The organism is Mesorhizobium sp. WSM4312 (genome assembly GCF_002294875.1).
GTDB lineage: Bacteria > Pseudomonadota > Alphaproteobacteria > Rhizobiales > Rhizobiaceae > Mesorhizobium.
The window spans coordinates 221,478-243,746 of the sequence record NZ_NSFU01000001.1 but is presented as its reverse complement, the minus strand read 5'-3'; the positions used below and the strand labels follow the sequence as shown (position 1 = coordinate 243,746).

24 protein-coding genes are annotated in these 22,269 nt (G+C 60.2%); 20 read left to right on the top strand and 4 right to left on the bottom strand.

Annotated elements, in window-relative coordinates; all coding sequences use genetic code 11:
* Positions 1-2 precede the first annotated feature (2 nt).
* Positions 3-743 carry a polysaccharide deacetylase family protein gene (locus CK228_RS01115; protein WP_095786883.1) on the top strand — a complete coding sequence of 247 codons (741 nt, stop codon included), beginning with the start codon at positions 3-5 and terminating at the stop codon, positions 741-743.
* A gap of 31 nt (positions 744-774) precedes the next feature.
* On the opposite strand, the gene CK228_RS01110 is transcribed toward CK228_RS01115, so the two are convergent.
* The gene (locus CK228_RS01110; protein WP_095770961.1) at positions 775-1,164 is read right to left on the bottom strand and encodes a DUF427 domain-containing protein; all 390 of its coding nucleotides are present in this window, start codon (positions 1,162-1,164) and stop codon (positions 775-777) included.
* A 132-nt stretch (positions 1,165-1,296) separates the two neighbouring features.
* On the bottom strand, positions 1,297-1,653 hold the full coding sequence (locus CK228_RS01105; protein WP_095770960.1) for a hypothetical protein: 357 nt from the start codon (positions 1,651-1,653) through the stop codon (positions 1,297-1,299).
* A 321-nt stretch (positions 1,654-1,974) separates the two neighbouring features.
* Here CK228_RS01105 and CK228_RS01100 point away from each other — a divergent pair, with 321 nt between their 5' ends.
* Both CK228_RS01100 and CK228_RS01095 read left to right on the top strand, forming a co-directional pair.
* Positions 1,975-3,603, top strand: a complete 1,629-nt coding sequence (locus CK228_RS01100; RefSeq protein WP_095770959.1) for a fatty-acid--CoA ligase — start codon at positions 1,975-1,977, stop codon at positions 3,601-3,603.
* A gap of 80 nt (positions 3,604-3,683) precedes the next feature.
* On the top strand, positions 3,684-4,469 hold the full coding sequence (locus tag CK228_RS01095; protein ID WP_095786592.1) for a DUF1499 domain-containing protein: 786 nt from the start codon (positions 3,684-3,686) through the stop codon (positions 4,467-4,469).
* A 70-nt stretch (positions 4,470-4,539) separates the two neighbouring features.
* On the opposite strand, the gene CK228_RS01090 is transcribed toward CK228_RS01095, so the two are convergent.
* Complete coding sequence (locus CK228_RS01090) at positions 4,540-5,496, bottom strand: LacI family DNA-binding transcriptional regulator (protein ID WP_245437668.1); 957 nt, start codon at positions 5,494-5,496, stop codon at positions 4,540-4,542.
* Between the two features lie 239 nt (positions 5,497-5,735).
* Between CK228_RS01090 and CK228_RS01085 the strand changes: the two genes are divergently transcribed.
* The 5 genes from CK228_RS01085 to CK228_RS01065 all read left to right on the top strand — a co-directional run bounded on the left by CK228_RS01085 (position 5,736) and on the right by CK228_RS01065 (position 10,453).
* Positions 5,736-6,776 (top strand): ABC transporter substrate-binding protein, encoded by a 1,041-nt coding sequence (locus tag CK228_RS01085; RefSeq protein ID WP_095786590.1) that lies wholly within the window; start codon positions 5,736-5,738, stop codon positions 6,774-6,776.
* A 36-nt stretch (positions 6,777-6,812) separates the two neighbouring features.
* Entirely contained in the window at positions 6,813-7,850 is a 1,038-nt protein-coding gene (locus CK228_RS01080) for an ABC transporter ATP-binding protein (protein ID WP_095786882.1), read from the top strand.
* Positions 7,847-8,734, top strand: coding sequence for an ABC transporter permease (locus tag CK228_RS01075; RefSeq protein ID WP_095786589.1), 888 nt, complete (start codon positions 7,847-7,849; stop codon positions 8,732-8,734). Before CK228_RS01080 ends, CK228_RS01075 begins: the two co-directional genes overlap by 4 nt.
* Positions 8,727-9,518, top strand: a complete 792-nt coding sequence (locus tag CK228_RS01070; protein ID WP_095786588.1) for an ABC transporter permease — start codon at positions 8,727-8,729, stop codon at positions 9,516-9,518. The genes CK228_RS01075 and CK228_RS01070 overlap by 8 nt, the downstream gene beginning before the upstream one ends.
* Positions 9,519-9,592: 74 nt before the next feature.
* The gene (locus tag CK228_RS01065) at positions 9,593-10,453 is read left to right on the top strand and encodes a 5'-methylthioadenosine phosphorylase (protein WP_245437957.1); all 861 of its coding nucleotides are present in this window, start codon (positions 9,593-9,595) and stop codon (positions 10,451-10,453) included.
* A 36-nt stretch (positions 10,454-10,489) separates the two neighbouring features.
* Here the strand turns inward: CK228_RS01065 and CK228_RS01060 are convergent, their stop codons facing one another.
* Complete coding sequence (locus CK228_RS01060; RefSeq protein ID WP_095786586.1) at positions 10,490-11,398, bottom strand: MBL fold metallo-hydrolase; 909 nt, start codon at positions 11,396-11,398, stop codon at positions 10,490-10,492.
* 114 nt (positions 11,399-11,512) lie between these two features.
* Between CK228_RS01060 and CK228_RS01055 the strand changes: the two genes are divergently transcribed.
* The 12 genes from CK228_RS01055 to CK228_RS01005 all read left to right on the top strand — a co-directional run bounded on the left by CK228_RS01055 (position 11,513) and on the right by CK228_RS01005 (position 22,247).
* The gene (locus CK228_RS01055; protein ID WP_095786585.1) at positions 11,513-12,103 is read left to right on the top strand and encodes a biotin transporter BioY; all 591 of its coding nucleotides are present in this window, start codon (positions 11,513-11,515) and stop codon (positions 12,101-12,103) included.
* A gap of 64 nt (positions 12,104-12,167) precedes the next feature.
* Entirely contained in the window at positions 12,168-13,187 is a 1,020-nt protein-coding gene (locus CK228_RS01050) for an NAD-dependent epimerase (protein ID WP_095786584.1), read from the top strand.
* A 133-nt stretch (positions 13,188-13,320) separates the two neighbouring features.
* Positions 13,321-14,202 carry a glucose-1-phosphate thymidylyltransferase RfbA gene (rfbA, locus tag CK228_RS01045; protein ID WP_095770852.1) on the top strand — a complete coding sequence of 294 codons (882 nt, stop codon included), beginning with the start codon at positions 13,321-13,323 and terminating at the stop codon, positions 14,200-14,202.
* A 3-nt stretch (positions 14,203-14,205) separates the two neighbouring features.
* Positions 14,206-14,757 carry a dTDP-4-dehydrorhamnose 3,5-epimerase gene (gene rfbC / locus CK228_RS01040; protein ID WP_095770851.1) on the top strand — a complete coding sequence of 184 codons (552 nt, stop codon included), beginning with the start codon at positions 14,206-14,208 and terminating at the stop codon, positions 14,755-14,757.
* Positions 14,758-14,777: 20 nt separating this feature from the next.
* On the top strand, positions 14,778-15,848 hold the full coding sequence (rfbB, locus tag CK228_RS01035) for a dTDP-glucose 4,6-dehydratase (RefSeq protein ID WP_095770953.1): 1,071 nt from the start codon (positions 14,778-14,780) through the stop codon (positions 15,846-15,848).
* The gene (rfbD, locus tag CK228_RS01030; protein ID WP_095786583.1) at positions 15,845-16,729 is read left to right on the top strand and encodes a dTDP-4-dehydrorhamnose reductase; all 885 of its coding nucleotides are present in this window, start codon (positions 15,845-15,847) and stop codon (positions 16,727-16,729) included. Before rfbB ends, rfbD begins: the two co-directional genes overlap by 4 nt.
* A 131-nt stretch (positions 16,730-16,860) precedes the next feature.
* Entirely contained in the window at positions 16,861-17,961 is a 1,101-nt protein-coding gene (locus tag CK228_RS01025; protein ID WP_245318020.1) for a class I SAM-dependent methyltransferase, read from the top strand.
* A 239-nt stretch (positions 17,962-18,200) separates the two neighbouring features.
* Positions 18,201-19,205, top strand: coding sequence for a glycosyltransferase family 2 protein (locus CK228_RS01020; RefSeq protein WP_348629228.1), 1,005 nt, complete (start codon positions 18,201-18,203; stop codon positions 19,203-19,205).
* Positions 19,206-19,217: 12 nt separating this feature from the next.
* On the top strand, positions 19,218-19,394 hold the full coding sequence (locus tag CK228_RS35145) for a hypothetical protein (RefSeq protein ID WP_179295762.1): 177 nt from the start codon (positions 19,218-19,220) through the stop codon (positions 19,392-19,394).
* Between the two features lie 2 nt (positions 19,395-19,396).
* Positions 19,397-20,521: a glycosyltransferase gene (locus tag CK228_RS01015; protein ID WP_095786582.1), complete on the top strand. Its 1,125-nt coding sequence runs from the start codon at positions 19,397-19,399 to the stop codon at positions 20,519-20,521.
* A 3-nt stretch (positions 20,522-20,524) separates the two neighbouring features.
* A complete protein-coding gene (locus CK228_RS01010) occupies positions 20,525-21,319 on the top strand; it encodes a class I SAM-dependent methyltransferase (RefSeq protein WP_095770847.1) in 795 nt (264 codons plus the stop codon).
* Positions 21,320-21,482: 163 nt separating this feature from the next.
* Complete coding sequence (locus tag CK228_RS01005; protein WP_095786581.1) at positions 21,483-22,247, top strand: lysylphosphatidylglycerol synthase domain-containing protein; 765 nt, start codon at positions 21,483-21,485, stop codon at positions 22,245-22,247.
* Positions 22,248-22,269: the final 22 nt, after the last annotated feature.

Below are 22,269 nucleotides of genomic sequence, written 5' to 3'. Positions count from 1 at the left end.
TGATGCGTCTGCTGCAAAGACATCTCTGCACGATCGCCATGTCGTTGGTGGCTGTATGCAGTGCCCATGCCGCGACGCTGGTCGAGCCCACGCTGCACATCAAGCCCGCGGCGAGCGGAGTGGGCCGCGTTGCGCTCACGCTCGACGCCTGCGACGGACAGACCGACACGCGCATTCTCTCGGCGCTGGTGGAAAACAAGATCCCCGCCACCATTTTCGTCACCGGAATCTGGCTGAAGCGCAATGCGGCGGCCGTCGAGATCATGCGGGCGCATCCTGACCTTTTCGAACTGGAAAATCACGGCGGCCGCCACATTCCGGCGGTCGACTCGCCGCAAAAAATCTATGGCATAAAGAGCGCCGGAAGCCCGGATGCCGTGCTGGCCGAAGTCGAGTCAGGGGCCGCGGCGCTTGCCAGGACCGGTGAGCCGGCGCCCAAATGGTTCCGCGGTGCAACCGCCGAATATAGCCCCTCGGCGATCGCGATGATCCGCAAGCTCGGCTTCAAGATTGCCGGCTTCTCGATCAATGGCGATGGCGGTTCGCTGCTCGGCGCCAAGGAAACCGCCAGGCGCATCGCCGCGGCCAAGGACGGCGACGTCATCATCTCACACATCAACCAGCCGACCCACGCCGCCGGCGAGGGCGTGGTGCAGGGTCTGCTGGCGCTGAAGGCCAAAGGCGTGACCTTCGTGCGCCTCGACGACGCCGACGGCACGGGCAATCACGGTACCACGGACTGATCCCGCAGCACGTGCTGGAGCTGACTCTTGCTCAACCCGGCTTGGCTTCGATCGTGACCTTGCTGGCGTAGAACGCACCGTGGTCGCGGATTTCGGTCATTTCGTCGAAAGGCCGCTCGTAAGCCCACATCGCATTCTGACCGGTTTCGCCGGCAGGCAGCACGCTCCAATAGCTGGCATCGCCCTTGTAGGGGCAATGGGTCGAGTGTTCGGTGCCGCTCAGCCTGTCGAAATCGATGTCGGCGAACGGAATGTAGAAGACGGCGGGATAGGGCGCTTCGGTCAGCACCTTGGCCTTGGTGGACGACGCGATGACCGTATCGCCGGCGCGCACCGTGACGGTGCCGATATAGGGCTCGATGGTGATGATCTTGTCGGGGTTGCGCTGGAAGCCGGGGGCCGGATTGGCGATCTTGTCCATGCTGGTTCTCCTTGCGTGGCCCCTTAAAGTGTGGCGGGCACAGCTGTTGCGCAAGGTGGGTTCGGATCACGAAAACAGGCGCGCCAATCGCCGAGGCGTGGCACGACAGGGCTTTCGAGCGTCAGCCGAGGCTCAGGCCGCGGTCTTGAATGCGTCCATCAGTCCGGCATAGGCGGCCGCGATGCCCGCAACCGGGTTGCTGCTTCTGGAAACGGTCTCGACTTTCAGCGAGCCGCCGCCGGTCGGCAAGGTGAGCAGCAGGAACTGGCGATTGCCTCCAGCGCCGACGGATGCGGCCGCGACGTGCTGGCCTTCCCCTTCGTTCTGGACGCACATCTTGAACAGCAGCGTGCCGCCGACCGCTTCAAGCGCGCCGCCGACAACTTCAACAAATTCGTCTTCGGAAACAGTCTTTTCGTCCGGCACCAGATCGGCCAGGCTTTCGGCAAGTGTGCTCTCAAGGGCTTTTTCGTCGAGCTGCGTGTCCATGCGAACCTCTTTCAGTCGCCAATCGCCCCCTTTACCCGTTAACGAAGCTTAACGCCGACGATGGCCGGATTGTGGCGGATTTCCCGGTCATTTCGTGGCATAGGACACCGTCGCGGCTGACATGTTTTTGACCCTCCTGCCATCGCGGTGGCACGAATGCCCAGCAGTCCAAAATCCAAAACATGTCAAAATTCAACCGCTTGCCGTTGCGGCACGGGTCCCGAAATTCGTGTCCCGCGCGAGCGGGTGACTGGACAATCCGCCGGTTCGCTTCACAATGCGCCAAAGCTACGACGCAAAATGCGCGAGGGAGGAAACCGGATGCTGGGGCTGATGCAGGAATGGCCGCTGCTGTGCCACAAGCTTATCGACAACGCCGAACGGCAGCATGGAGTGCGCGAGATCGTGTCGCGCTCGATCGAGGGGCCGATCGTGCGCACCACCTATGCCGACCTCCATCGTCGTTCTCTCAAGGTCGCCCAGCGGCTGGAGCGGGACGGTTACGGGTTGGGCGACCGCATCGCCACGCTGGCCTGGAACACGGCGCGCCACCTCGAGGCCTGGTACGGCATCATGGGGGTCGGCGCGATCTATCACACGCTCAATCCGCGCCTGTTTCCCGAGCAGATCGTCTGGATCATGAACCATGCCGAGGACAAGGCCGTCTTCGTCGACCTCACCTTCATACCGCTGCTGGAGAAGATCGTCGGTGCCGTCAAATCGCTGAAGAAGGTGATCGTGCTGACCGACAAGGCGCACATGCCGCAGACGACCTTGCCCAATGCCGTCGCCTATGAGGACTGGCTTGACGAGGTCGATGGCGACTTCGCCTGGAAGACTTTCGACGAAGGCACCGCAGCCGGCATGTGCTATACATCAGGCACCACAGGCGATCCCAAGGGCGTCGTCTACAGCCACCGCTCGAACGTGCTGCACGCCATGATCGCCGCCATGCCCGACGCGATGGGCCTGTCGTCGCGCGACACGATCCTGCCGGTTGTGCCGATGTTCCACGCCAATGCCTGGGGCCTTGGCCAGAGCGGGCCGATGATCGGCGCCAAGCTGGTCATGCCCGGCTGCAAGATGGACGGCGCCTCGATCTATGAATTGCTCGACACCGAGAAGGTGACCTTCAGCGCCGCCGTGCCGACCGTCTGGATGATGCTGCTGCAATATCTGGAGGAGACCGGCAAGAAGCTTCCCTATCTGAACAAGGTCGTCATCGGCGGTTCTGCCTGTCCACGCGCGATCATGACCAAGTTTCAGGAGAACTACGACGTCCAGGTCATCCACGCCTGGGGCATGACCGAAATGTCGCCGCTCGGCACATTGTGTACCTTGAAGCCGGACTATGCCGGTCTCCAGGGTGAAGCCCGGCTCGATGTGCAGCAGAAACAGGGCTATCCGCCCTTCGGCGTCGAAATGAAGGTGACCGACGACGACGGCAACGCGCAGCCCTGGGATGGAAAGACATTTGGCCGTTTGAAAGTGCGCGGACCGGCCGTTGCCCGCGCCTACTATGGCGGTGTTGGCTCCGGGCAGTTCGACGAGGACGGGTGGTTCGACACTGGCGACGTCGCTCACATCGACGCCGGCGGCTACATGCAGATCACCGATCGCGCCAAGGACGTCATCAAGTCCGGCGGCGAATGGATTTCGACCATCGAGCTCGAGAACCTGGCCGTCGGCCACCCGGACGTCGCGGAAGCCGCGGCCATCGGCGTCCATCATTCGAAATGGGGCGAGCGGCCCTTGCTGGTCGTCGTCGCCAAGCCGGGCAAGGAGCCGACCAAGGCGGATATTCTCGGCTTCATGGACGGCAAGGTGGCCAAGTGGTGGATGCCCGACGATGTCGCTTTCGTCGGCGAAATACCGCATACCGCGACCGGCAAGATCCAGAAGATCACCTTGCGCCAGCAGTTCAGGGACTACCGCCTGCCGACGGATTGAGGGGATGTTGCGTGTTTCGGCTTCAAGCCGCCGCGAAAAGGCACTAAACCTCCGTCCGGGCTGGGGCAACGCAGAGAACCATGGTTAGCATTCCCGAACGGCGAACGTCGAAGGCTGCCGGCTGGTCGCGCCGCACGGCCGCGTTTTCAGCGGTGCTTTTGCTGACCGACTTCGTCGGCCACCGCTTCGATCTCGTCGAAACGCCGGTGTTCCTGTGGGTGCTCGGCATCGTCGCGTTGCTGGCGGCGCTGGCGCTGCTGTTCGCCGCCTTCGCCTTTTCGAGACTATGGAAATTCGGGGATCGCGGCGGCCGCGACCTGACCGTCGGCGCCTTGCTGGCAATGCTGGTGCTGGTTCCCTATGGCGTTGCCGCCTACTGGGCGACGATCTACCCGCCGCTCAGGGACATTTCGACTGATTTCGATGAGCCGCCCGCGCTCGACGTCAGCGAGCGGACCAAGGACATGAATGTGCTGTCCCCATCGACGCCGGGCGAACAGAGGCTGCAGGCCGACAGCTATCCGCTGGTCACCGCGCGCAGCTACGACCTGCCATTCGAGACCATCGTCAATGCCGTCGAAACCGTGCTCGACCGGCGCAGCTGGGATCTTTCCGAACCCTATCCCGACCTTGCCGGGCAAAGCGACGTGACCATTACCGCTGTCGCCAAGGGCTTCGTGCTCGGACTTCCGGCCGATGTGGCGATCCGCGTGACGGACAATGGCGATAGCGTGATCGTCGATATGCGGTCGGCTTCGCGTTACGGCCGCTACGACCTCGGCGACAATGCCTCGCGCATCACCGATTTCCTGGCGGAACTGGATCAGGAAGTCGCCGGCCAGGTCGGGGCGGCGCCTGCCGAGTGAAGTCCAGAACATCTTGGGCCAGGCGGATTTGCGCCGTGCCGCACAAATGTGGCTTCAGTCTGCGAATGGACTATTCGGCCGGCTCGAACCTGCCTTGCAGCAAGATCGTCGCGACTGGACCAAGCGGATTGGCGATCCGGCTCTCGAGGACTTCGATAAGTTTGTGCCCGACGTCTGCCATGTCTACGGAATGAACGCCGATCTTCGCCGGCAGGAAGCGCGCCAGCCGGGTGTTGTCGCGCGTGACGATGTGGACGTCGCGGCCAGGCTCAAGACCGCGCCTGCCGAGAGCGTGCAATGCTCCCAGCAGGCCCAGTTCGTTGGCGCATGCCAGGCCGGTCGGCGGATCTGACGACGCCAGCAGGTGATCGAACCATGCAGCGCTCGATTCCATCGTGAGCGTGCCATGACCGATCAGCGATGGGTCGAGCGGAATACCGGCCTCGGCCATCGCCCTTGCATAGCCTGCAAGACGCATGACACTCGCCTGATCCTCCGGAACGAGAAGCTGCAGCGCAATGCGTTGACAGCCCTTGTCCATGAGCCGTCGGGTGGCCTCGTAGGCAATCTGTTCATTGTCGATATCGACGTAGGGATACGCGATGTCCAGGTCGGTTCTTCCAAACGCCACGAACGGGATGCGTTCATCCAGCAGTAGCTTGACGCGCGGATCGTCCGAGACCATGCGCGTGATGATCAGGCCGTCCGCGCTGCGCGCCTGAAGCAGACGCTGCACGCTTTCGACGGGATCGTCGTCGGGCGTGGTGGAATAGATGGATAGACTATAACCCGCTCTCCTCGTCGCCAGCGTCATGCCCTCGATCAAGGGAAGCTTCGCCAGGTCGGAGAGGTAGTCGCGCGTTTCCATCGGCAGCACTGCCGTCAGCGTCAGGGTTCGTCCGGTTTTGAGCGCGCGACCGTGATGATTTGGGACATAGCCGACCCGCCTTGCCACCTCCTTGACGCGCGCCATGGTCGAGGGATGCACTTCCGGCCCGTCCTTGAGAGCGCGCGACACCGTGGTCACCGAAAGGGAAAGTTCCGCCGCGAGCTGTTTTAGATTGGCCATTGTCGCCTGACTTCATTTGCGAATGCGCCGGCTGATTTTGCTGACCGTCGCAACGTTACCGGATTCCACCTCACGGTCAATCCAAGCTCTTGCTAAAGCGCCTTGACTCTGGCGCCTTTGGATGCAATCGTAACGTTACGATTAAAAGAAAATAGCTCTTTTGAGCGACATTTCGATGAATCCTAGGAGGAGAACCTATGTCCTGGCTACGCATTTCCTTGGCCGCAATCGCAGTCACCGCTGCCTTGCCCGTCTGTGCTCAGACGGTAACCATCACGACCGCGGGCGGCGATTATGGCAACGCCGTGAAAACGGCTATGTGGGGCCCCGCTGCAAAGGAGCTTGGCTACGACGTCCGCGAGGAGACGCAGAGCGACGGCCTGGCTGCCCTGAAGATGCAGGTCACCTCGGGTGCGGTCTCGACAGACATCATTCACCTGGGCTCACCGGAAGGCGCGCAGGCGGCCGCACAGTCTCTGCTGGAGCCGCTCGACTACAAGATCATCGATCCAAAGTCCGTGCCGGACGGCGCAAAGTCCGACTACTGCTATCCGTTCGACTCCTATGGCACCGTCATGTCGTGGAACACCAAGACCTATGGCGAGAACCCGCCGAAGACCTGGGCTGAGTTCTGGGACGTCGCCAAATTCCCGGGCCGTCGCGCCCTGCGCGCCAATGCGCAGGATCTGATAGAGATCGCGCTGCTGTCCGACGGCGTGGCGCCGGCGGACGTCTATCCCGTGCTCAGCACGCCAGAGGGTCTGGATCGCGCCATCAAGCGGCTTGAGGCGATCAAGCCGAATGTCTCCGTGTGGTGGACCTCCGGAGCGCAGTCGGCGCAGTTGCTGAAAGACGGCGAGGCGGATCTGGTCGTGACTTGGAACGGCCGGGCGCAGACCGTGAAGGCCGATGGCGGCACGGTTGACTACACGTTCAAGGGTTCGGTTATCGGCACGGACTGCCTGGCGGTGCCGAAGGGAGCGCCGAACAAGGAAGCAGCCATGAAGCTCATCGCGGCGATGACGCAGCCCGCGCGCGTGGCGAAGCTGACCGACTTCATCGCCTATGGCCCGGTCAATCCTGCCGGCTATGAGGGTGGCCTTATTCCTCAGGACCGTCTGAAGACCTTGGCGACCGCGCCTGAAAATGCCGGAACTTCGGTGTTCTCGAACGCGGATTGGTGGGTCAAGAACGGCGAGGCCGCCCAAAAAGCCTTCGATGAAATGATGAACCGCTGAGCCTCGAATTCGTCAACTCCAGGGTTGCAGCACATGATGAAGTCGCTCCCGATCACCATCGACAGCGTGCGCAAGGCCTATGGGTCTTACGTCGCGCTGGATGATGTCTCACTCGACATTCGGGCTGGCGAATTCCTCACATTGCTGGGGCCATCCGGGTCGGGCAAGACCACTTTGCTCATGGCTCTGGCCGGGTTTGTCCGGCCCGATTCCGGCAAGCTTCTGTTGGGGGATCGGGACATCACCCGCCTGGCTCCCAACAAGCGCGACATCGGCATAGTCTTTCAGAACTATGCCCTGTTTCCACACATGAACGTCCTGGCGAACGTCGAATATCCGTTGGCACTGCGCAAGACACCGAAAGCGGAGGCGCGTCGGCGAGCGCTTGACGCCTTGGCCCGCGTCAAGCTGGACGGTCTGGCGGAGCGCGACATTGCCGCATTGTCCGGCGGACAGCGCCAGCGGGTAGCGTTGGCGCGGGCGATCGTCTTTGAGCCACGCGTGATGCTGATGGACGAGCCGCTGTCGGCGCTCGACAAGAATCTGCGCGAAACCATGCAGTACGAAATCAGGCGTCTGCACGATGATCTCGGGATCACCACCATTTATGTGACGCATGACCAGCGCGAAGCACTGATCATGTCAGACCGGGTTGCGGTGATGAACTCCGGCCGCATTCAGCAGATCGATACGCCACAGCAGATCTATGATCGTCCATCGACCCGCTTCGTCGCGGAGTTCATGGGCGAGGCCAACATTGTGGCCCCAGGAGCAGCACGCAGAATCGACGGCGCCGATGCGTCACGCGAGACCCTGATGATTCGCGCGGAAAGCTTCCATCTTGATGCGAAAATCGTCGGACGAGACGGTGTGGCGCTTGAGGGAACGCTGCGCTCCAAGGCGTTTCGCGGCGAGAACTGGCTTTTGACGCTGGCGCTTGATGGCGGCCAGGAGGTCCTGGTCTGCATACCGTCCGCACTTGCCGGCGGCTGCGCCGAACTCGCCACCGGTCAGCGGGTGACCGCCTATGCGCCAGCAGCGAAAGTTCACGCGATACCGGGAGCGGTAGCGTGACCGTCCTTGCCGATCCTGCGCTGGCGGCAGACGCTCGACGCGAGCGGCGGTTCTTCCTCTCGCTTTCACTGCCTGCGCTTTTCATCGTAGGACTGGCGGCAATACTGCCCATCGTTTGGATCATCCGGCAATCCTTCCTGACCACAGGGGGCGAATACAGCGTCGGCAATTACGAGAAGGTGCTGTCCAGCGGGTTGACATGGGCGGCACTCGTGACAACCGTTGAGCTGTCCTTTGGCACGCTGGCGTTCTGCATTCTTCTCGGCACCCCCCTGGCGCTCGCTCTGGCCAGCGCCAGACCAAGGGTCGCCAATTTGCTGATGGCCTTCGTCATGCTGCCGTTGTGGACCTCCATTCTGGTCCGCACCTATGGCTGGCTGGTGCTGTTGCGCCGCGAAGGCCTGATCAACACGGCCTTGACAGGTTCGGGCCTGACAGCGGAGCCATTGCCGCTGGTCTACAATTTCACCGGAACGCTGATCGGCATGGTTCACTATATGCTGCCGCTCTTTCTGCTGCCCGTTTATGCCGCCATGCGCGATATCGACGCCAACCTTGTTCGCGCCTCGGCCAGCATGGGAGCCACACTTGCGCAAACGATCCGCACCGTCATCCTGCCCCTTTCGGCCGGCGGCATCTTCTCGGGTTCGATGATCGTTTTCATCTACACCATAGGCTTCTTCATCACGCCGGCGGTGCTGGGCGGCGGCAAGGTAAATCCTCTCTCCATCCGCATCGAGCGCACGCTGTCGACCTTTCAGGACTGGGGGTCGGCGAGCGTCCTGGGCATTCTGCTCCTCGTTCTTATGGCGCTGATCGGCGTGATGTTCCTGGTGGCGCGCCGACTGATGGCGCGCAACAAATTCGGTACGGCCCATGCTTGAAGCCTATCCAGACAACAGGCTGGCCCGCATTCTCCTATGGAGCTTTTGCGCGCTCGTATTGGCGTTCCTGATGCTGCCGACGCTGGTGGTAGTGCCGCTCTCCTTTTCAGCGTCCGATCTCCTCGAGTTTCCGCCGCGCGCATACTCGTTGCGCTGGTACGAGAATTTCTTCGGTTCGGCGACATGGATGGCCGGGCTCAGGACGAGCCTGATCCTTGGGACGTTGACGGCGACGCTCGCAGTGCCCCTGGCGCTGCTGGCCTGCATCTCGATCAACCGGCTCGGAGGAAGGACCGCCTTGGCCATTCAGGGCGCTCTGCTCACCCCGTCCATCGTGCCGGGCATCCTGCTTGCGATCGGTCTCTTCTTTGTGCTGGCGGCGCAACGTCTGGTCGGAACGCTGTTCGGCGTGCTGGTCGGGCATGTGGTGCTGGCCATTCCAGTCGCCTGCATTGTGTTGTTGCCCGCTCTGGCCCGCTTTGACTGGAACCAGGTTCAGGCGGCGCGCAGCCTCGGCGCAAACTGGGCGAGAGCTATTGGCGGGATAATCGTCCCGCAACTTCAGATCAGTCTGTTGTCGGCAACACTGATGGCCTTCCTGACGTCGCTCGACGAGTCTGTGATTTCGATCTTCGTCGCCAGTGGTCGCAACAGCACCCTGCCGAAGCTCATGTTCCTGTCGCTGCGCGACCAGATCGATCCGACCATTGCGGCGATCTCGACCTTGTGGACCGTCATCGTCCTGGTCGCCGTCCTGATCGTGAGCCTTCGCCAAAAATCCTGACAGAGACTGGAAACATGCCTACAGATCGTCAAGCAGCCGGTGCTGCTGCGGATCAATCAACGGACATACCCCAGGTGGGGTTGGCGATCATCACCGGGTCGGCAAACTGGGGGCTTGCCTTCCCTGAAGATGTCCAGGTCGATGGCGTGCGCACCTTGCAGCGCGACATGAGTTTTGAAACGCCTTTCGGCCGCACCGACAACTGGAAGCTGCTCGAGTTCGATGCGTCGATCACCGTCGAAGGCAAGCCGAAACGTGCCTTGTGCATGTATTCGCACGGCAATCCCCGCGACCATATCGACCATTCCTTTCATCGCCGCGCGTTCTGGGTGTTGATGAGCGCGGGTGTAAGGCAAGTCCTGTCCTGTTCGACCATTGGCGCCGTCAACAAGGCGATCAAGCCCGGCGACATGGTGGTGAACGCTGATATCATCGAACTGACGCAGACGCCGTTTTCGCTGCTTCCCGGCCGACAGAGCTTCGACTGTTCGGGCAAGCAGATCGTTTGCCCGAGATGCGCGGCATTGTTGGTCGAAACCGCCCGCCGTCATTGGCCGGCCGGATGCCGTGTTCATGGCATCGAACAGCAACTGGTTGCTGGCCACTGTTACGGGCCGCGGCTGACGACCCCGGCCGAGGCCCTGGCGTTCCGCGGCATGGGGGCGGACGTGCTCAACCATTCGATAGCGCCCGAGGCCACTTTGTCCCGCGAGATCGGCGCGTGTTTTGTGCCTTTGGCGTTCGTGACGGCAGGCTTCAACGACTATATGGACCGCAATCGCCAGCAATTGCTGCAGGAAGACGTGTTGCCGAACCTGTCCATGACGGCCTCGCGGGTCGCGCTGGAAACCGCCGCACGACTCCCGGCCAATCCGGAATGCTCTTGCCAAGGTTTGAAGTCGCCTCAGCCAGAAGAACGGTCCAGCCGGTTCTGAGGCAGGGCAATTGCAAGGTCGTGGCGAGGTCTTGGATTAGCCAGCCGGCGTGAAAATACCGTCGATGGCGGGGGCGGCATCCGTCGACACCACGCCGCGCGCCACCAGGTCCTCGAGATGGGCAAGCACCGACAGTCCTGCGGCGCCATGCAACCGGGGATCTGTATCCCTGTAGATCGCCTTGACCATGTCGGGAACCGTCCGGTCCCCGGCTCTGACCCGCTCCAATATGGCCCGCTCGCGCATTTTGCGATGCGTCTTCAATCCCCGCATGAAAGCGCGCGGCTTGGCGACCGGCCCGCCGTGCCCAGGCAGCAGCAGGCGGTCGTCGCGCTCGATCAGGCGGTCCAGCGATGCCATGTAGTCGGCCATGGCCCCGTCCGGCGGCGCGACAATCGATGTCGCCCACGCCATGACATGATCGGCCGAAAACAGGATGCCGGTTTCTTCCAGCGCGAACACCGCGTGATTGGCGGTGTGGCCGGGGGTCAGAACCGTACGGATCGCCCACCCGTCGCCGGCCACCAACGCGCCGTCCGGCAGTGCGATGTCGGGAATGAAAGCGGTGTCGGCGCTGGCGTCTAGCGCATTGGTCTCGCCGATATGCAGTGGCCTCGCCGGCCGGTGCGGCCCTTCCGCCATCACCAAGGCGCCGGTGCGCTCCTTCAGTCGGGCCGCCAGCGGGGAATGGTCGCGATGCGTGTGGCTGACGAAGATATGGCTGACCGGCCTGCCGGCGATCACGCCGAGCAAGGTCTGAAGATGCGCCTCGTCATCTGGCCCGGGATCGATTACCGCCAGCGTGTCGCGCCCGACGACATAACTGTTGGTGCCATGAAAGGTGAAGGGGCTGGGGTTCCGGACCGTGACGCGCTGCACGTCCGGGCCGACGTTCACGCCCTGGCCGTAGTGCGGATCGAAGCTGGTATCGAATTTGAGAGCCATGTCGGCACATTGTTCCCGGAACGGCAAAACCGATTGCCGCATAGCACGCAAGCCAATATAGGAAAACGCAGGATCGCGATTATCGGATCGCGCTGGACCGGATTGGGGAAGACCATGGCAACTGCAACCACGATGCGCCCGCTTGTTTCTCTGGCTTTGCCGCAGGAAGGCGCGGCGCGGCTGGCAACACAGCTTTTCCTGGCGATCGCCGGAACGCTACTGCTGACCCTGTCGGCCAAGACCAAGGTTGTGCTGGGGCCGGTCGACATCTCGATGCAGACGCTGGCCGTCTTGCTGATCGCCGCCACCTTCGGGCTGCGCCTCGGCGTCGCCACGCTGCTGCTCTATATGGCGGAGGGCGCGATGGGCTTCCCGGTCTTCCAGGGCACACCGGAGAAGGGCATTGGCCTTGCCTACATGGTTGGTCCGACGGGTGGCTATCTCGCGGGCTTTGTCGTCATGGCGGCGATTGTCGGCTGGGCCGCGGATCGCGGCTGGGATCGCCACCCGATCAAGCTTTTCAACGCTATGCTGGTCGCCGAAGTGGTGATGATGGCGATGGGCTTTGCCTGGCTGGCGCTGCTGATCGGCCCGGAAAAATCCTGGCAGTTCGGCGTCGTGCCGTTCATCGTTGGTGATCTGATCAAGGTTGCGCTGGCGGCAAGCCTTGTGCCGGCCGTCTGGTCGCTGCTGAAGCGCTCCTGAGGCCTGTAGGAAGATTGGCGTGCCATAGACGTCAGGGATCCATTCCCGAGGATGGGCGCTTCCGATGAAGGTTCTGGTCACCGGCGCCGCCGGCTTCATAGGCTATCATGTCGCCAGGCGGCTCCTGGAGCGTGGCGACGAGGTTGTCGGCATCGACAGCGTCAACGACTATTATGATCCGCGGATCAAGCAGGCGCGGCTGCGGCTGCTGGCCGAAGCCAGCCAAGGCACCAATGCCGGCTATCATTTCATCCATGGCAATCTTGCCGACAGAGAAATCGTGGACGGCTGCTTTGCCGATCATGGCTTCGACCGGGTGATCCATCTCGCCGCCCAGGCGGGAGTGCGATACAGCCTGGAAAACCCGCGCGCCTATGTCGAAAGCAACATCGTTGCTTTCACCAACATGCTGGAGGCCTGCCGCAATGCCGGCATTGCGCACCTGACCTATGCCAGCACCTCGAGCGTTTACGGCGCCAACACCGACATGCCGTTTTCCGAGCACCGCCCGGCCGATCATCCGCTGCAGTTCTACGCCGCGACCAAGCGCGCCAACGAGCTGATGGCGCACAGTTACAGCCATCTGTTCGGGTTGCCGACGACCGGGCTGCGGTTCTTCACCGTGTACGGGCCTTGGGGGCGCCCCGACATGGCGCTGTTCCTGTTCACCAGGAGCATCCTGGCCGGCGAGCCGATCAAGCTGTTCAACAATGGCAACCACACGCGCGACTTCACCTATATCGACGACATCGCCGAAGGCGTGGTCCGGACCAGCGACAGCCCTGCAGCCAGCAATCCCGCCTGGGATTCCGGCCATCCGGATCCGGCAACGAGCACCGCGCCCTGGCGTATCTTCAACATCGGCAACAACAATCCGGTGAGGCTGACCGCCTATGTCGAGGCGCTGGAAAGCGCGCTTGGCCGCAAGGCCGTCATCGAGCTCTTGCCGCTGCAGGCCGGCGACGTACCGGACACCTTCGCCGACACTTCCGCGCTGCAGGAGGCTGTTGGCTACCGCCCCGGCACGTCCGTATCAGACGGGGTAGGGCGGTTCGTCGAGTGGTACCAGGCGTATTTTGGGTAAGGGTGGCTGAGGTCATGTCCTTGCGTGCGGAACAGGCCTCTGCTGTGTCGCGTGCCGCATTGACAAGCCATTGAATGAAACCTAAGCACGGTCGATCAGGGCTGGGGGGCTTCGGCATGTCAAGGAGAGCTTCTTGAAAGGAATTATCCTTGCTGGAGGCAGTGGAACGCGTCTTTATCCACTGACATTAGCAGTCTCTAAGCAAATCCTTCCGATATACGACAAGCCGATGATTTATTATCCGCTGAGCGTACTGATGCTCGCGGGAATCCGTGAGATTCTGATTGTTTCGACACCGCGCGATCTGCCGGCTTTTCGTGATTTACTCGGCGACGGATCGGAGTTCGGGCTGGCGTTCTCCTACGCCGAGCAGCCGCAGCCCAATGGTCTTGCGGAAGCTTTCATTATCGGCCGGGATTTCATCGGCAAAGACAGCGTCGCGATGATTCTTGGCGACAACATCTATTTCGGTGACGGCCTGTCGCAGCTTTGCCGCGCCGCCGCTGCGCGCGAGGCGGGTGCTTCGGTGTTCGCCTACCATGTAGAGGATCCCGAGCGCTATGGTGTCGTGTCCTTCGATAAGGCGACCGGAACCGCGCTGACGATTGAGGAAAAGCCGCAGAAGCCGAAGTCGAACTGGGCTGTCACCGGTCTCTATTTCTACGACAATGACGTGGTCGACATCGCCCCGACGATCCGCCCGTCGGCGCGTGGCGAGCTCGAGATCACGGCGGTCAACAATGTCTATCTCGAGCGCGGCAAGCTGCATGTGCACCGTTTGGGGCGTGGCTATGCCTGGCTCGACACCGGCACGCATGACAGTTTGCACGAAGCCTCTTCTTTCGTGCGCACGATCGAACATCGGCAGGGCATCAAGGTTGCTTGCCCTGAGGAGATCGCCTTCGAGCAGGGCTGGCTGACGGCAGAGCAAGTGCTGCAACGCGCAACCCGGTTGGGCAAAAATGAATATGCCGCCTATCTGCGGCGGCGCGTCGCCGATCTGTTGGAGGGCTAAGCTTTGGAGATCAGGTCCCTCGGCATCGATGGCGTGCTGGAAATCGTCCCCAAGCGACATGGCGATGCACGCGGCTTCTTCATGGAAACCTACAATGCCGAGCGGTTTTCGCAGGCAGGCATCGACTTGGTTTTCGTGCAGGACAACCACTCCTATTCCGCGACGGCAGGCGTGTTGCGAGGGCTTCACTACCAGCTCGAGCCGCGGGCCCAGGACAAGCTGCTGCGCGTCATCAGGGGCGCGCTGCTGGACGTCGCGGTCGACATTCGCCGCAGCTCGCCGACTTTCGGAAAATGGGTTGCGCTCGAAATTACCGCCGAAAAGGGCAATCAGATCCTGGTGCCCAAGGGTTTCGCCCATGGCTTTGTGACGCTCGTGCCCGACACCGAGGTTCTCTATAAGGTTACCGACACCTATTCGCCCGAGCACGATCGGTCTGTCCGCTTCGACGATGCCGTCATCGGCATCGAATGGCCTTCGGTGGCTGGCGGATACCAGCTTTCGGACAAGGACCTCAAGGCGCCGGTGCTCGCCGAGGCCGAAGTGTTTGCCTGATGGGCATGAAGGATGGCGGCATGAATTTTCTGGTGACAGGCGGGGCTGGCTTCATCGGTTCGGCGGTGTGTCGGCATCTGTGCGCCAATCCGGCCTACAGGGTGACCAATCTCGACAAGCTCACCTATGCCGGCAACCTGGCCTCGCTGCGGCAAATCGAGAACGCGCACAATTATCGCTTCGCACAGGCCGATATATGCGACGAGAAAGCGGTGCTCGACATAATGCGCCGTGACGATATCGACATCGTCATGAACCTTGCCGCCGAGAGCCATGTCGACCGCTCGATCGATGGGCCTGGCGCCTTCATCGAGACCAACATCGTCGGCACCTACCGCATCCTCAATGCGGCGCTCGAATACTGGCGCGGCCTTGCCGACGACAGGAAAGGCCGGTTCCGCTTCCATCACGTGTCGACCGATGAAGTGTTCGGTGACCTGCCTTTCGATGGCGGCATGTTCGTCGAGGAGACGCCCTACGCGCCGTCCTCGCCCTATTCGGCCTCGAAGGCGGCCTCGGACCATCTGGTCCGCGCCTGGCACGAGACCTACGGCCTGCCGGTCGTGCTCTCCAACTGTTCGAACAATTACGGCCCCTATCATTTTCCCGAAAAACTGATCCCGCTCGTCATCCTCAACGCGCTCGACGAAAAGCCGCTGCCGGTCTATGGCGCCGGCGCCAATGTGCGCGACTGGCTGTTCGTCGAGGACCATGCGCGCGCGCTGGAACTGGTTGCCACCAAAGGCACGCCGGGCGAGAGCTACAATGTCGGCGGCAATTCGGAGCGGACAAACCTCAGCGTCGTCGAGACGATCTGCGACCTGCTCGACAGCAGGCGCCCCCGGGCCGGAGGCAAGAGCTACCGCGACCTGATTTCCTTCGTCACCGACCGCCCCGGCCACGACCGCCGCTATGCCATCGACGCATCGAAGATAAGCCGGGACCTCGGCTGGGCGCCCAACGAGAATTTCGACAGCGGCCTGGCCAGAACCGTGGACTGGTACCTCGACAACAAATGGTGGTGGGGGCCGATCCGCGAGCAGAACTATGCCGGCGAAAGACTGGGCGAAGCCCGCAAGGGGGCCGCGTGAGGCTCGTCGTCACCGGACGCGAAGGCCAGGTTGTGTCGAGCCTTCTGGAGGCCGGCCAGCTTGCCGGCGTGGACGTCATCGCCATTGGCCGTCCGCAGCTCGACCTGGCAAACCCCGACACCGTGATCGAAGCCATTGCTGCGGCCAAGCCTGACATCGTCGTGTCGGCTGCCGCCTACACGGCCGTGGATCAGGCCGAGGATGAGCCCGATCTGGCATTCAGGGTGAATGCCGTCGGCGCCGGCAAGGTGGCGGAGGCCGCGGGCCGGCTTGCCGTTCCCGTAATCCACCTTTCGACCGACTATGTCTTCGACGGCAGCGCTTCTGGCGCGTATGTCGAAACCGATGCAACCGCGCCGGCCAGCGTCTACGGCGCCTCCAAGCTCGCCGGCGAACAGGCGGTGGCATCAGCCAATCCGCGCCACCTGATCCTGCGCACCGCCTGGGTCTACAGTCCGTTCGGCAAGAATTTCGTCAAAACCATGCTTCGGCTTGCGGCCGACCGCGACGAGATTGCAGTGGTGGCCGATCAATGGGGAAACCCCACCTCAGCGCTGGATATCGCCGACGCTGTCCTGCATGCCGCGGCACAGCTGCATGGCAACAAGAGCTTTGCCGCTTTCGGTGTCTATCATCTGGCCGGCACCGGCGAGGCCAACTGGAGCGGCTTTGCCCGCCATATCCTGGACACAAGCCTGGCGTTTGGTGGTCCCTGGGCGCGGGTGAGGGACATTGCTACGATGGACTATCCGACCAAGGCACGCCGTCCGGCCAATTCCCGGCTATCGAGCGCGAAATTCGCCTCCGCCTTCGGCTGGAACGCGCCGGACTGGCGGCAATCGACGGAAGCGGTGGTGCGATCTCTTACTCGGCACGCTTGATGACGTCCTTGGCTTTCGTGAACCGCGCGTTTGCCTGGACCTGAGGGACGGCGATGGTTCCTTTTACTTCGACGGCGTTCCGATCCCCTGATCTGGAAGCTCCGTCCGCATGGATCGAACATGTTCCTTTCATGTTCTGGCTGATCGATTCGCTGCGGCCGCACCGGTTTGTCGAGCTTGGCACGCACACTGGAGTTTCCTATTGTGCCGCCTGCCAAGCCATTGAACTGCTGGGTCTCTCCTGCAGTTGCTACGCGATCGACACTTGGAAGGGTGATGAGCACGCGGGTTTTTACGATGAGGGCGTCTATGCCGGCCTTGCCACCTATCACGATGCAAAGTATTCGGCCTTTTCGCGTCTAGTACGGTCGACTTTCGACGAGGCAGTTGGCCATTTCGAGGATGAGAGCATCGACCTGCTGCATATTGACGGTATGCACACCTATGACGCCGTTCGCCATGACTTCGAGACGTGGCGACCGAAGTTGACGAAGAATGCAATTGTACTCTTTCACGACACGAATGTACGTGAGCGCGATTTCGGAGTCTTTCGCCTTTGGAGCGAGGTCTCGGCCGGCCGGCCGCATTTCGAGTTCCTTCATGGGCATGGCCTGGGCGTTCTAGCGATGGGCAACAGCTACCCGAAAGCGGTCGAGGCGCTTTTCACCAGCGGCGAACAAGATCATGGCCAGGAAGCTGTACGAACCATTTTCGCCCATCTTGGACAAGCAGTCGCCCAGCGTGGGAATACAGCCAATGCGATAAGGCAGGCGGAAGCGCGGTTTGCGCTAAGCCTTGAGGACTGGCGGCGACAGGTCGAGCAGCGCAACAGCGAGATCGAGGCACTGACAGCTAAGGGCGAACAGGCGGAAGCGCGGTTTGCACAGAGCCTTGAAGAACAGCGGCAACAGCACGAAAGCGAGATTGCAGCGCTTGAGAGCGAGCGTGCCGAGAAAGCAGAAGAATTCCGGGGGTTGCAGGGAGAAATATCGGCTGCCAACGCAACCGCGAGCGCACTGCGGACCGAGCGCGACAAAGAGATCGCACGAGCGCGAGCGCAGACGGCCGCGCTCCAGGCAAAAATAGAGCAAGGTCAGCGCGCTGTTCAAGAGTTCAAGGACTCAACAAGCTGGCGGATAACCAGTCCCCTGCGAGCGCTGTTGAATGGCAGGCGGTTACTGAAAAGGGTCGCCGCAAGGTTTCAACGGGTCGTCGCCGCAAAGTTTCGTTGAGACCGAAATTGAATTGGGCATGGGCAGCCCTGCTCTTGTCCTCTCCATCAGATATCCGCTTCCCTGAGCGAATTCGCCTGAACGCCATGAACTCGGCGCCGCCCGGAGCCTCCTCGCGCCGTTGTTGGCAGCCACAAAAACAGCTTATTTTGCCGAAGCAGGTAGCGCGCGGAAGCAAAGTTCTTTAGGTCCATATGGAACACGGCAGCCGATCAGCCTTGCGGAAAGAAGAGGGTGGATTGTCAAAGCTTATTATTCAAATCCCATGCCTGAATGAGGAGGGGACGCTCGCCGTTACGCTGGCCGATCTGCCGCGTCAGGTCGCGGGTTTCAGCACGGTGGAATGGCTCGTAGTCGATGATGGCTCCACCGACCGAACAGTCGAGGTTGCCCGGGAAAACGGCGTCGATCACGTGGTCTCGCTGCCCCACAATCAGGGGCTTGCCAAAGCGTTCATGACCGGCATCGAAACCGCGCTGAAACTGGGCGCGGACGTCGTCGTCAACACCGATGCGGACAACCAGTACGATGCCTCCTGCATTCCCGATCTCGTCCGGCCCATACTGGAGAAAAAGGCTCAGATCGTCATCGGCGCAAGGCCGATCAGCGAGATAGAGCATTTTTCACCGGTCAAGAAATTTCTGCAGAAGCTTGGCAGCTTCGTCGTCAAGCTTGCCAGTGGCACGACGGTCCCTGACGCCCCGAGCGGTTTCCGGGCCATTCATCGCGACGCGGCGATACAGCTCAATGTCTTCAACCGCTATACCTATACGCTGGAAACGATCATCCAGGCGGGACGCAGGAACATCCCGATCACCTCGGTGCCGATCCGTGTCAACGGCGATCTTCGACCCTCGCGGCTGGTCAAGAGCATACCAAGCTATGTTCGGCGCTCGTTGATAACGGTCGTGAGGATTTTTGTCGTCTATAGCCCGCTGCGCTTCTTCTCGACATGTGCGGCAATCGTCGCCGCGCCGGGGTTGGTCGGGGTTGTCCGGTTCCTTGTCCACTATTTGATGGGCGAAGGCAGTGGCAACATCCAGTCACTCGTTCTGTCCAGCGCCTTGCTCGCGCTTGCCGGCATTCTTGCGATGAGCGGCATCATTTCCGAGCTCATAGCGGTCAACAGGCAATTGCTTGAAGAAATAAGGATCAGGCAATTGCAGCAAGAGTATGGTGCAAAGGCCAGGATCCGGTCGTTTGCGATGGAGAGCAAAGAGTCAAAAATTGAGAAAATAGTGTAGGCGGCGGCAGTCATGTCAACCTGCGGCGCCCGCATCGACAATCTGCCAATAGATATTTTGGTGAATCCGGTCTCGCATATCCAGATGAACGGCGAGTTATTTTTATCCGCCATTGTTCTCTTTGGCGTTGCCGCCGAGTGTGCAGGTGGGAAGGTGGCAAGATTGCATTTCAAAGAACACCAAGATTGAGCATGGGGCGAACGCTGAAGGTTCTTTTGTGGGGCACCTATGATACCGGCAAGCCCAGAATCCGGATTTTGCGGAAAGGTCTTCGAGAGGCGGGAGTCAACGTCGACGAACTGCATTTCCACGTTTGGCGCGGCATCGAGGACAAGAGCCAAGTTTCCTCGGTGTGGTCTGCTTTTCGTCTGATAGGCACAGCTGCGATCTGGTACCCCATACTTCTGTTTCGGTACGTCTTCTCCGCTCGTCATGACTTTGTTGTCTGCGGCTACTTTGCTTATCTCGATTCCTTGCTTATCTGGCCGCTGGCGAAGCTGAGGCGTGAAAAGGTAGTCGTGGATGCGTTCCTTCCGATCTTCAACACGGTTGTTGAAGATCGGAAGTTGTTTAAGGTTGGCTCCCTCCCGTCGCGCCTCATTCATTGGTTGGAGAAAATATCGCTTAGATCGGCAGACGTTGTGCTGGTCGATACGGATGCACATGGCAGATACTACGCCGACACGTTTTTGGTTGATCCGAGGAAAATAGTTAGGGCCTTTGTTGGAGTGGAGAGCGAGAATTTTAGCCCAAAGGATGCAGTCGACTCCGGACCTATAGCCACCGTTTTGTTTTATGGGCAATTCATTCCACTTCATGGTATTGAAACCATAGTGGAAGCGGCTCGTTTGTTGTCTGATACGGCGATCAATTTTCGAATCGTCGGAACGGGTCAAGAGGCATCGAAAATTCGCGATATGATTGCAGAACGCAATCCTGGAAACCTGGATTGGACCGAGTGGGTCGAGTATGAAAAGCTCCAGATTGAAATCGAGAAAGCGACTGTCTGCCTTGGGATATTCGGGACGTCTGATAAATCGGGCAGGGTAATTCCAAACAAAGTCTTTCAGATAGTCAGTGCGGGCAAACCCCTTATCACTCGTGATTCTCCTGCCATTCGAGAGCTGTTTGGAGACAACCCGCCAAGAGGTGTAACTCTGATCGAGGCGGGCAAGCCGCAAGCGCTCGCGCAAGCCATCGTTCAAGCGATCGGCGCGACCGACACCGGGTATTCGGACAGGATCATTGCCGAAATTGCGCCTTCCAAAATCGGTCAGCGGTTGCGCGACGACCTATTGCAACGGATAGGAGTTTGAAACGTGTTCAAGCATTTTCTTTACGGGACCGCGGCCCCCGAACTGGGCTGGGTGCCGGCGCCAAGATACATATTGCGCCGGTCACGAGTCCTTCATCATTTGAAGATCGGTAAAGGTCGGCGTTCCCTGGATATCGGGTGCGGCGCCGGTGCGCTGCTGGTTGATCTTTATGACCGAGGATTCGAAGCTAGCGGTCTTGAATCTGGGCCAGACGCCGTGTCGGTTGCGAAGGCGCTGACTGTTCAAACAAGCGTCAATATCCTTTCTGATCCTGACCCTCAGTGGCGCAGCACTTTCGACGTGATTTCCGCCTTCGAGGTCCTGGAGCACATCAAAGAGGATCATGAGGCGCTCGGCCTCTGGGTCTCATGGCTAAAACCGGGCGGTCTGTTTCTCGCATCCGTGCCGTGTCTTATGAAGCGCTGGACTGTTTCCGACGACTGGGCTGGCCATGTGCGCCGCTACGAACGACAAGAACTAGAGGACCTTTTCGACAAGGCGGGCCTCGATATTGTTGCATTCGAATCCTACGGGTTTCCACTTGCAAATCTATTGTCTAGCCAGCGTATCAAGTACTATCAGGCGGAAATGGACAAGCGAAGCGCAGTCAAGGGCCTCGATCAAAGCACGGCATCTAGCGGCATCGATAGGAGTGGTCTTATTAGCGTATTCAACAAGATGTGCACTTGGCCGGGTCTCTTGGCCATGTGGCTATCAATCCAGTTGCAACGACCGTTCCTGCGCACGAACCTAGGCGATGGATATTTCGTGGTAGGGCGCTTTCGCGGTGACAAGTAGTTCGTGGGTCGCAATTGGAAAACGCGCTGCAGGTTACGTGGGTGCGATACTCACGGTTGCGGCAATCGTTTACGTAGGCAGAGCCTTCTGGATCAACAGAAGCGTAGTTCTTTCGCAGCCGCCGTCATTCTATTTTGAACCGTCATTTCTAACGGCATTACTGATGTACATGCTGAGTGTGATGTCCGGTGCTCTGGCGTTTGGAATGTTTTCAAAGGCTTTTGGTGTGCGTCTTCCACCGTCTCGTCTCTTGTATATTTTCCTTGTCTCTCAAATCGGCAAATATATCCCGGGCAATGTAGGTCAATATGTTGGCAGATTTTATCTGTCTGGGAAGCATGGCGTATTACATAGAGCGACGGCGTCCATAATAATAATGGAGATAATATCCATTGTCGTATCATCTATAGGAATAATTACCTATTCATCACGGACCATTGACTTCACATTGCTGCCCGCGTGGATCAGAAATGACGAGGCCGCTGCAATTTATGAATACAGAATGCCTATCATGGCTGCCGTTCTGATAATTTTCGTCGGCGCAGGCTTGGCTTTCGGGGGATTAAGAGGGAAATTAGCTGCATTTTTTGCATCAATATTATCTGGGGTTCCTTGTTTTATTTTTCTTGCATTTAGCTTGAGTTACTTGCTCAAGGCCCTCGGTGCGGATGCAGATTTTTCGAGCCTGGTTGTTTGGACATCGATCAGTTGGTTGCTGGGATTTGTTACCCCCGGCTCGCCCGCAGGCGTAGGCATTCGGGAGTATCTGCTTATACAGTTCCTGTCACCGGTATACGGCGCCGGTTCAGCTACTGCGGCAGCCTTGCTTTTTCGGATCATCTCTTGTGCCGGCGATTGCCTGTTGGCGTTGCTCGGCCTCTTGTTTGGCAGGTATGCCGCCACCCGCCATGCAGAAGATAAAAGTTAGCGCGTAGGTCACCAAAAGGGAA

What these genes read in the sequence shown, in the direction of transcription:
- CK228_RS01115 (WP_095786883.1), top strand. Translation starts at nt 3, where the DNA reads ATGCGTCTGCTGCAAAGACATCTCTGCACGATCGCCATGTCGTTGGTG.
- CK228_RS01110 (WP_095770961.1), bottom strand. Translation starts at nt 1,164, where the DNA reads ATGGACAAGATCGCCAATCCGGCCCCCGGCTTCCAGCGCAACCCCGAC.
- CK228_RS01105 (WP_095770960.1), bottom strand. Translation starts at nt 1,653, where the DNA reads ATGGACACGCAGCTCGACGAAAAAGCCCTTGAGAGCACACTTGCCGAA.
- CK228_RS01100 (WP_095770959.1), top strand. Translation starts at nt 1,975, where the DNA reads ATGCTGGGGCTGATGCAGGAATGGCCGCTGCTGTGCCACAAGCTTATC.
- CK228_RS01095 (WP_095786592.1), top strand. Translation starts at nt 3,684, where the DNA reads ATGGTTAGCATTCCCGAACGGCGAACGTCGAAGGCTGCCGGCTGGTCG.
- CK228_RS01085 (WP_095786590.1), top strand. Translation starts at nt 5,736, where the DNA reads ATGTCCTGGCTACGCATTTCCTTGGCCGCAATCGCAGTCACCGCTGCC.
- CK228_RS01080 (WP_095786882.1), top strand. Translation starts at nt 6,813, where the DNA reads ATGAAGTCGCTCCCGATCACCATCGACAGCGTGCGCAAGGCCTATGGG.
- CK228_RS01070 (WP_095786588.1), top strand. Translation starts at nt 8,727, where the DNA reads ATGCTTGAAGCCTATCCAGACAACAGGCTGGCCCGCATTCTCCTATGG.
- CK228_RS01060 (WP_095786586.1), bottom strand. Translation starts at nt 11,398, where the DNA reads ATGGCTCTCAAATTCGATACCAGCTTCGATCCGCACTACGGCCAGGGC.
- CK228_RS01055 (WP_095786585.1), top strand. Translation starts at nt 11,513, where the DNA reads ATGGCAACTGCAACCACGATGCGCCCGCTTGTTTCTCTGGCTTTGCCG.
- CK228_RS01050 (WP_095786584.1), top strand. Translation starts at nt 12,168, where the DNA reads ATGAAGGTTCTGGTCACCGGCGCCGCCGGCTTCATAGGCTATCATGTC.
- rfbB (WP_095770953.1), top strand. Translation starts at nt 14,778, where the DNA reads ATGAATTTTCTGGTGACAGGCGGGGCTGGCTTCATCGGTTCGGCGGTG.
- CK228_RS01025 (WP_245318020.1), top strand. Translation starts at nt 16,861, where the DNA reads ATGTTCTGGCTGATCGATTCGCTGCGGCCGCACCGGTTTGTCGAGCTT.
- CK228_RS35145 (WP_179295762.1), top strand. Translation starts at nt 19,218, where the DNA reads ATGTCAACCTGCGGCGCCCGCATCGACAATCTGCCAATAGATATTTTG.
- CK228_RS01015 (WP_095786582.1), top strand. Translation starts at nt 19,397, where the DNA reads ATGGGGCGAACGCTGAAGGTTCTTTTGTGGGGCACCTATGATACCGGC.
- CK228_RS01005 (WP_095786581.1), top strand. Translation starts at nt 21,483, where the DNA reads ATGTACATGCTGAGTGTGATGTCCGGTGCTCTGGCGTTTGGAATGTTT.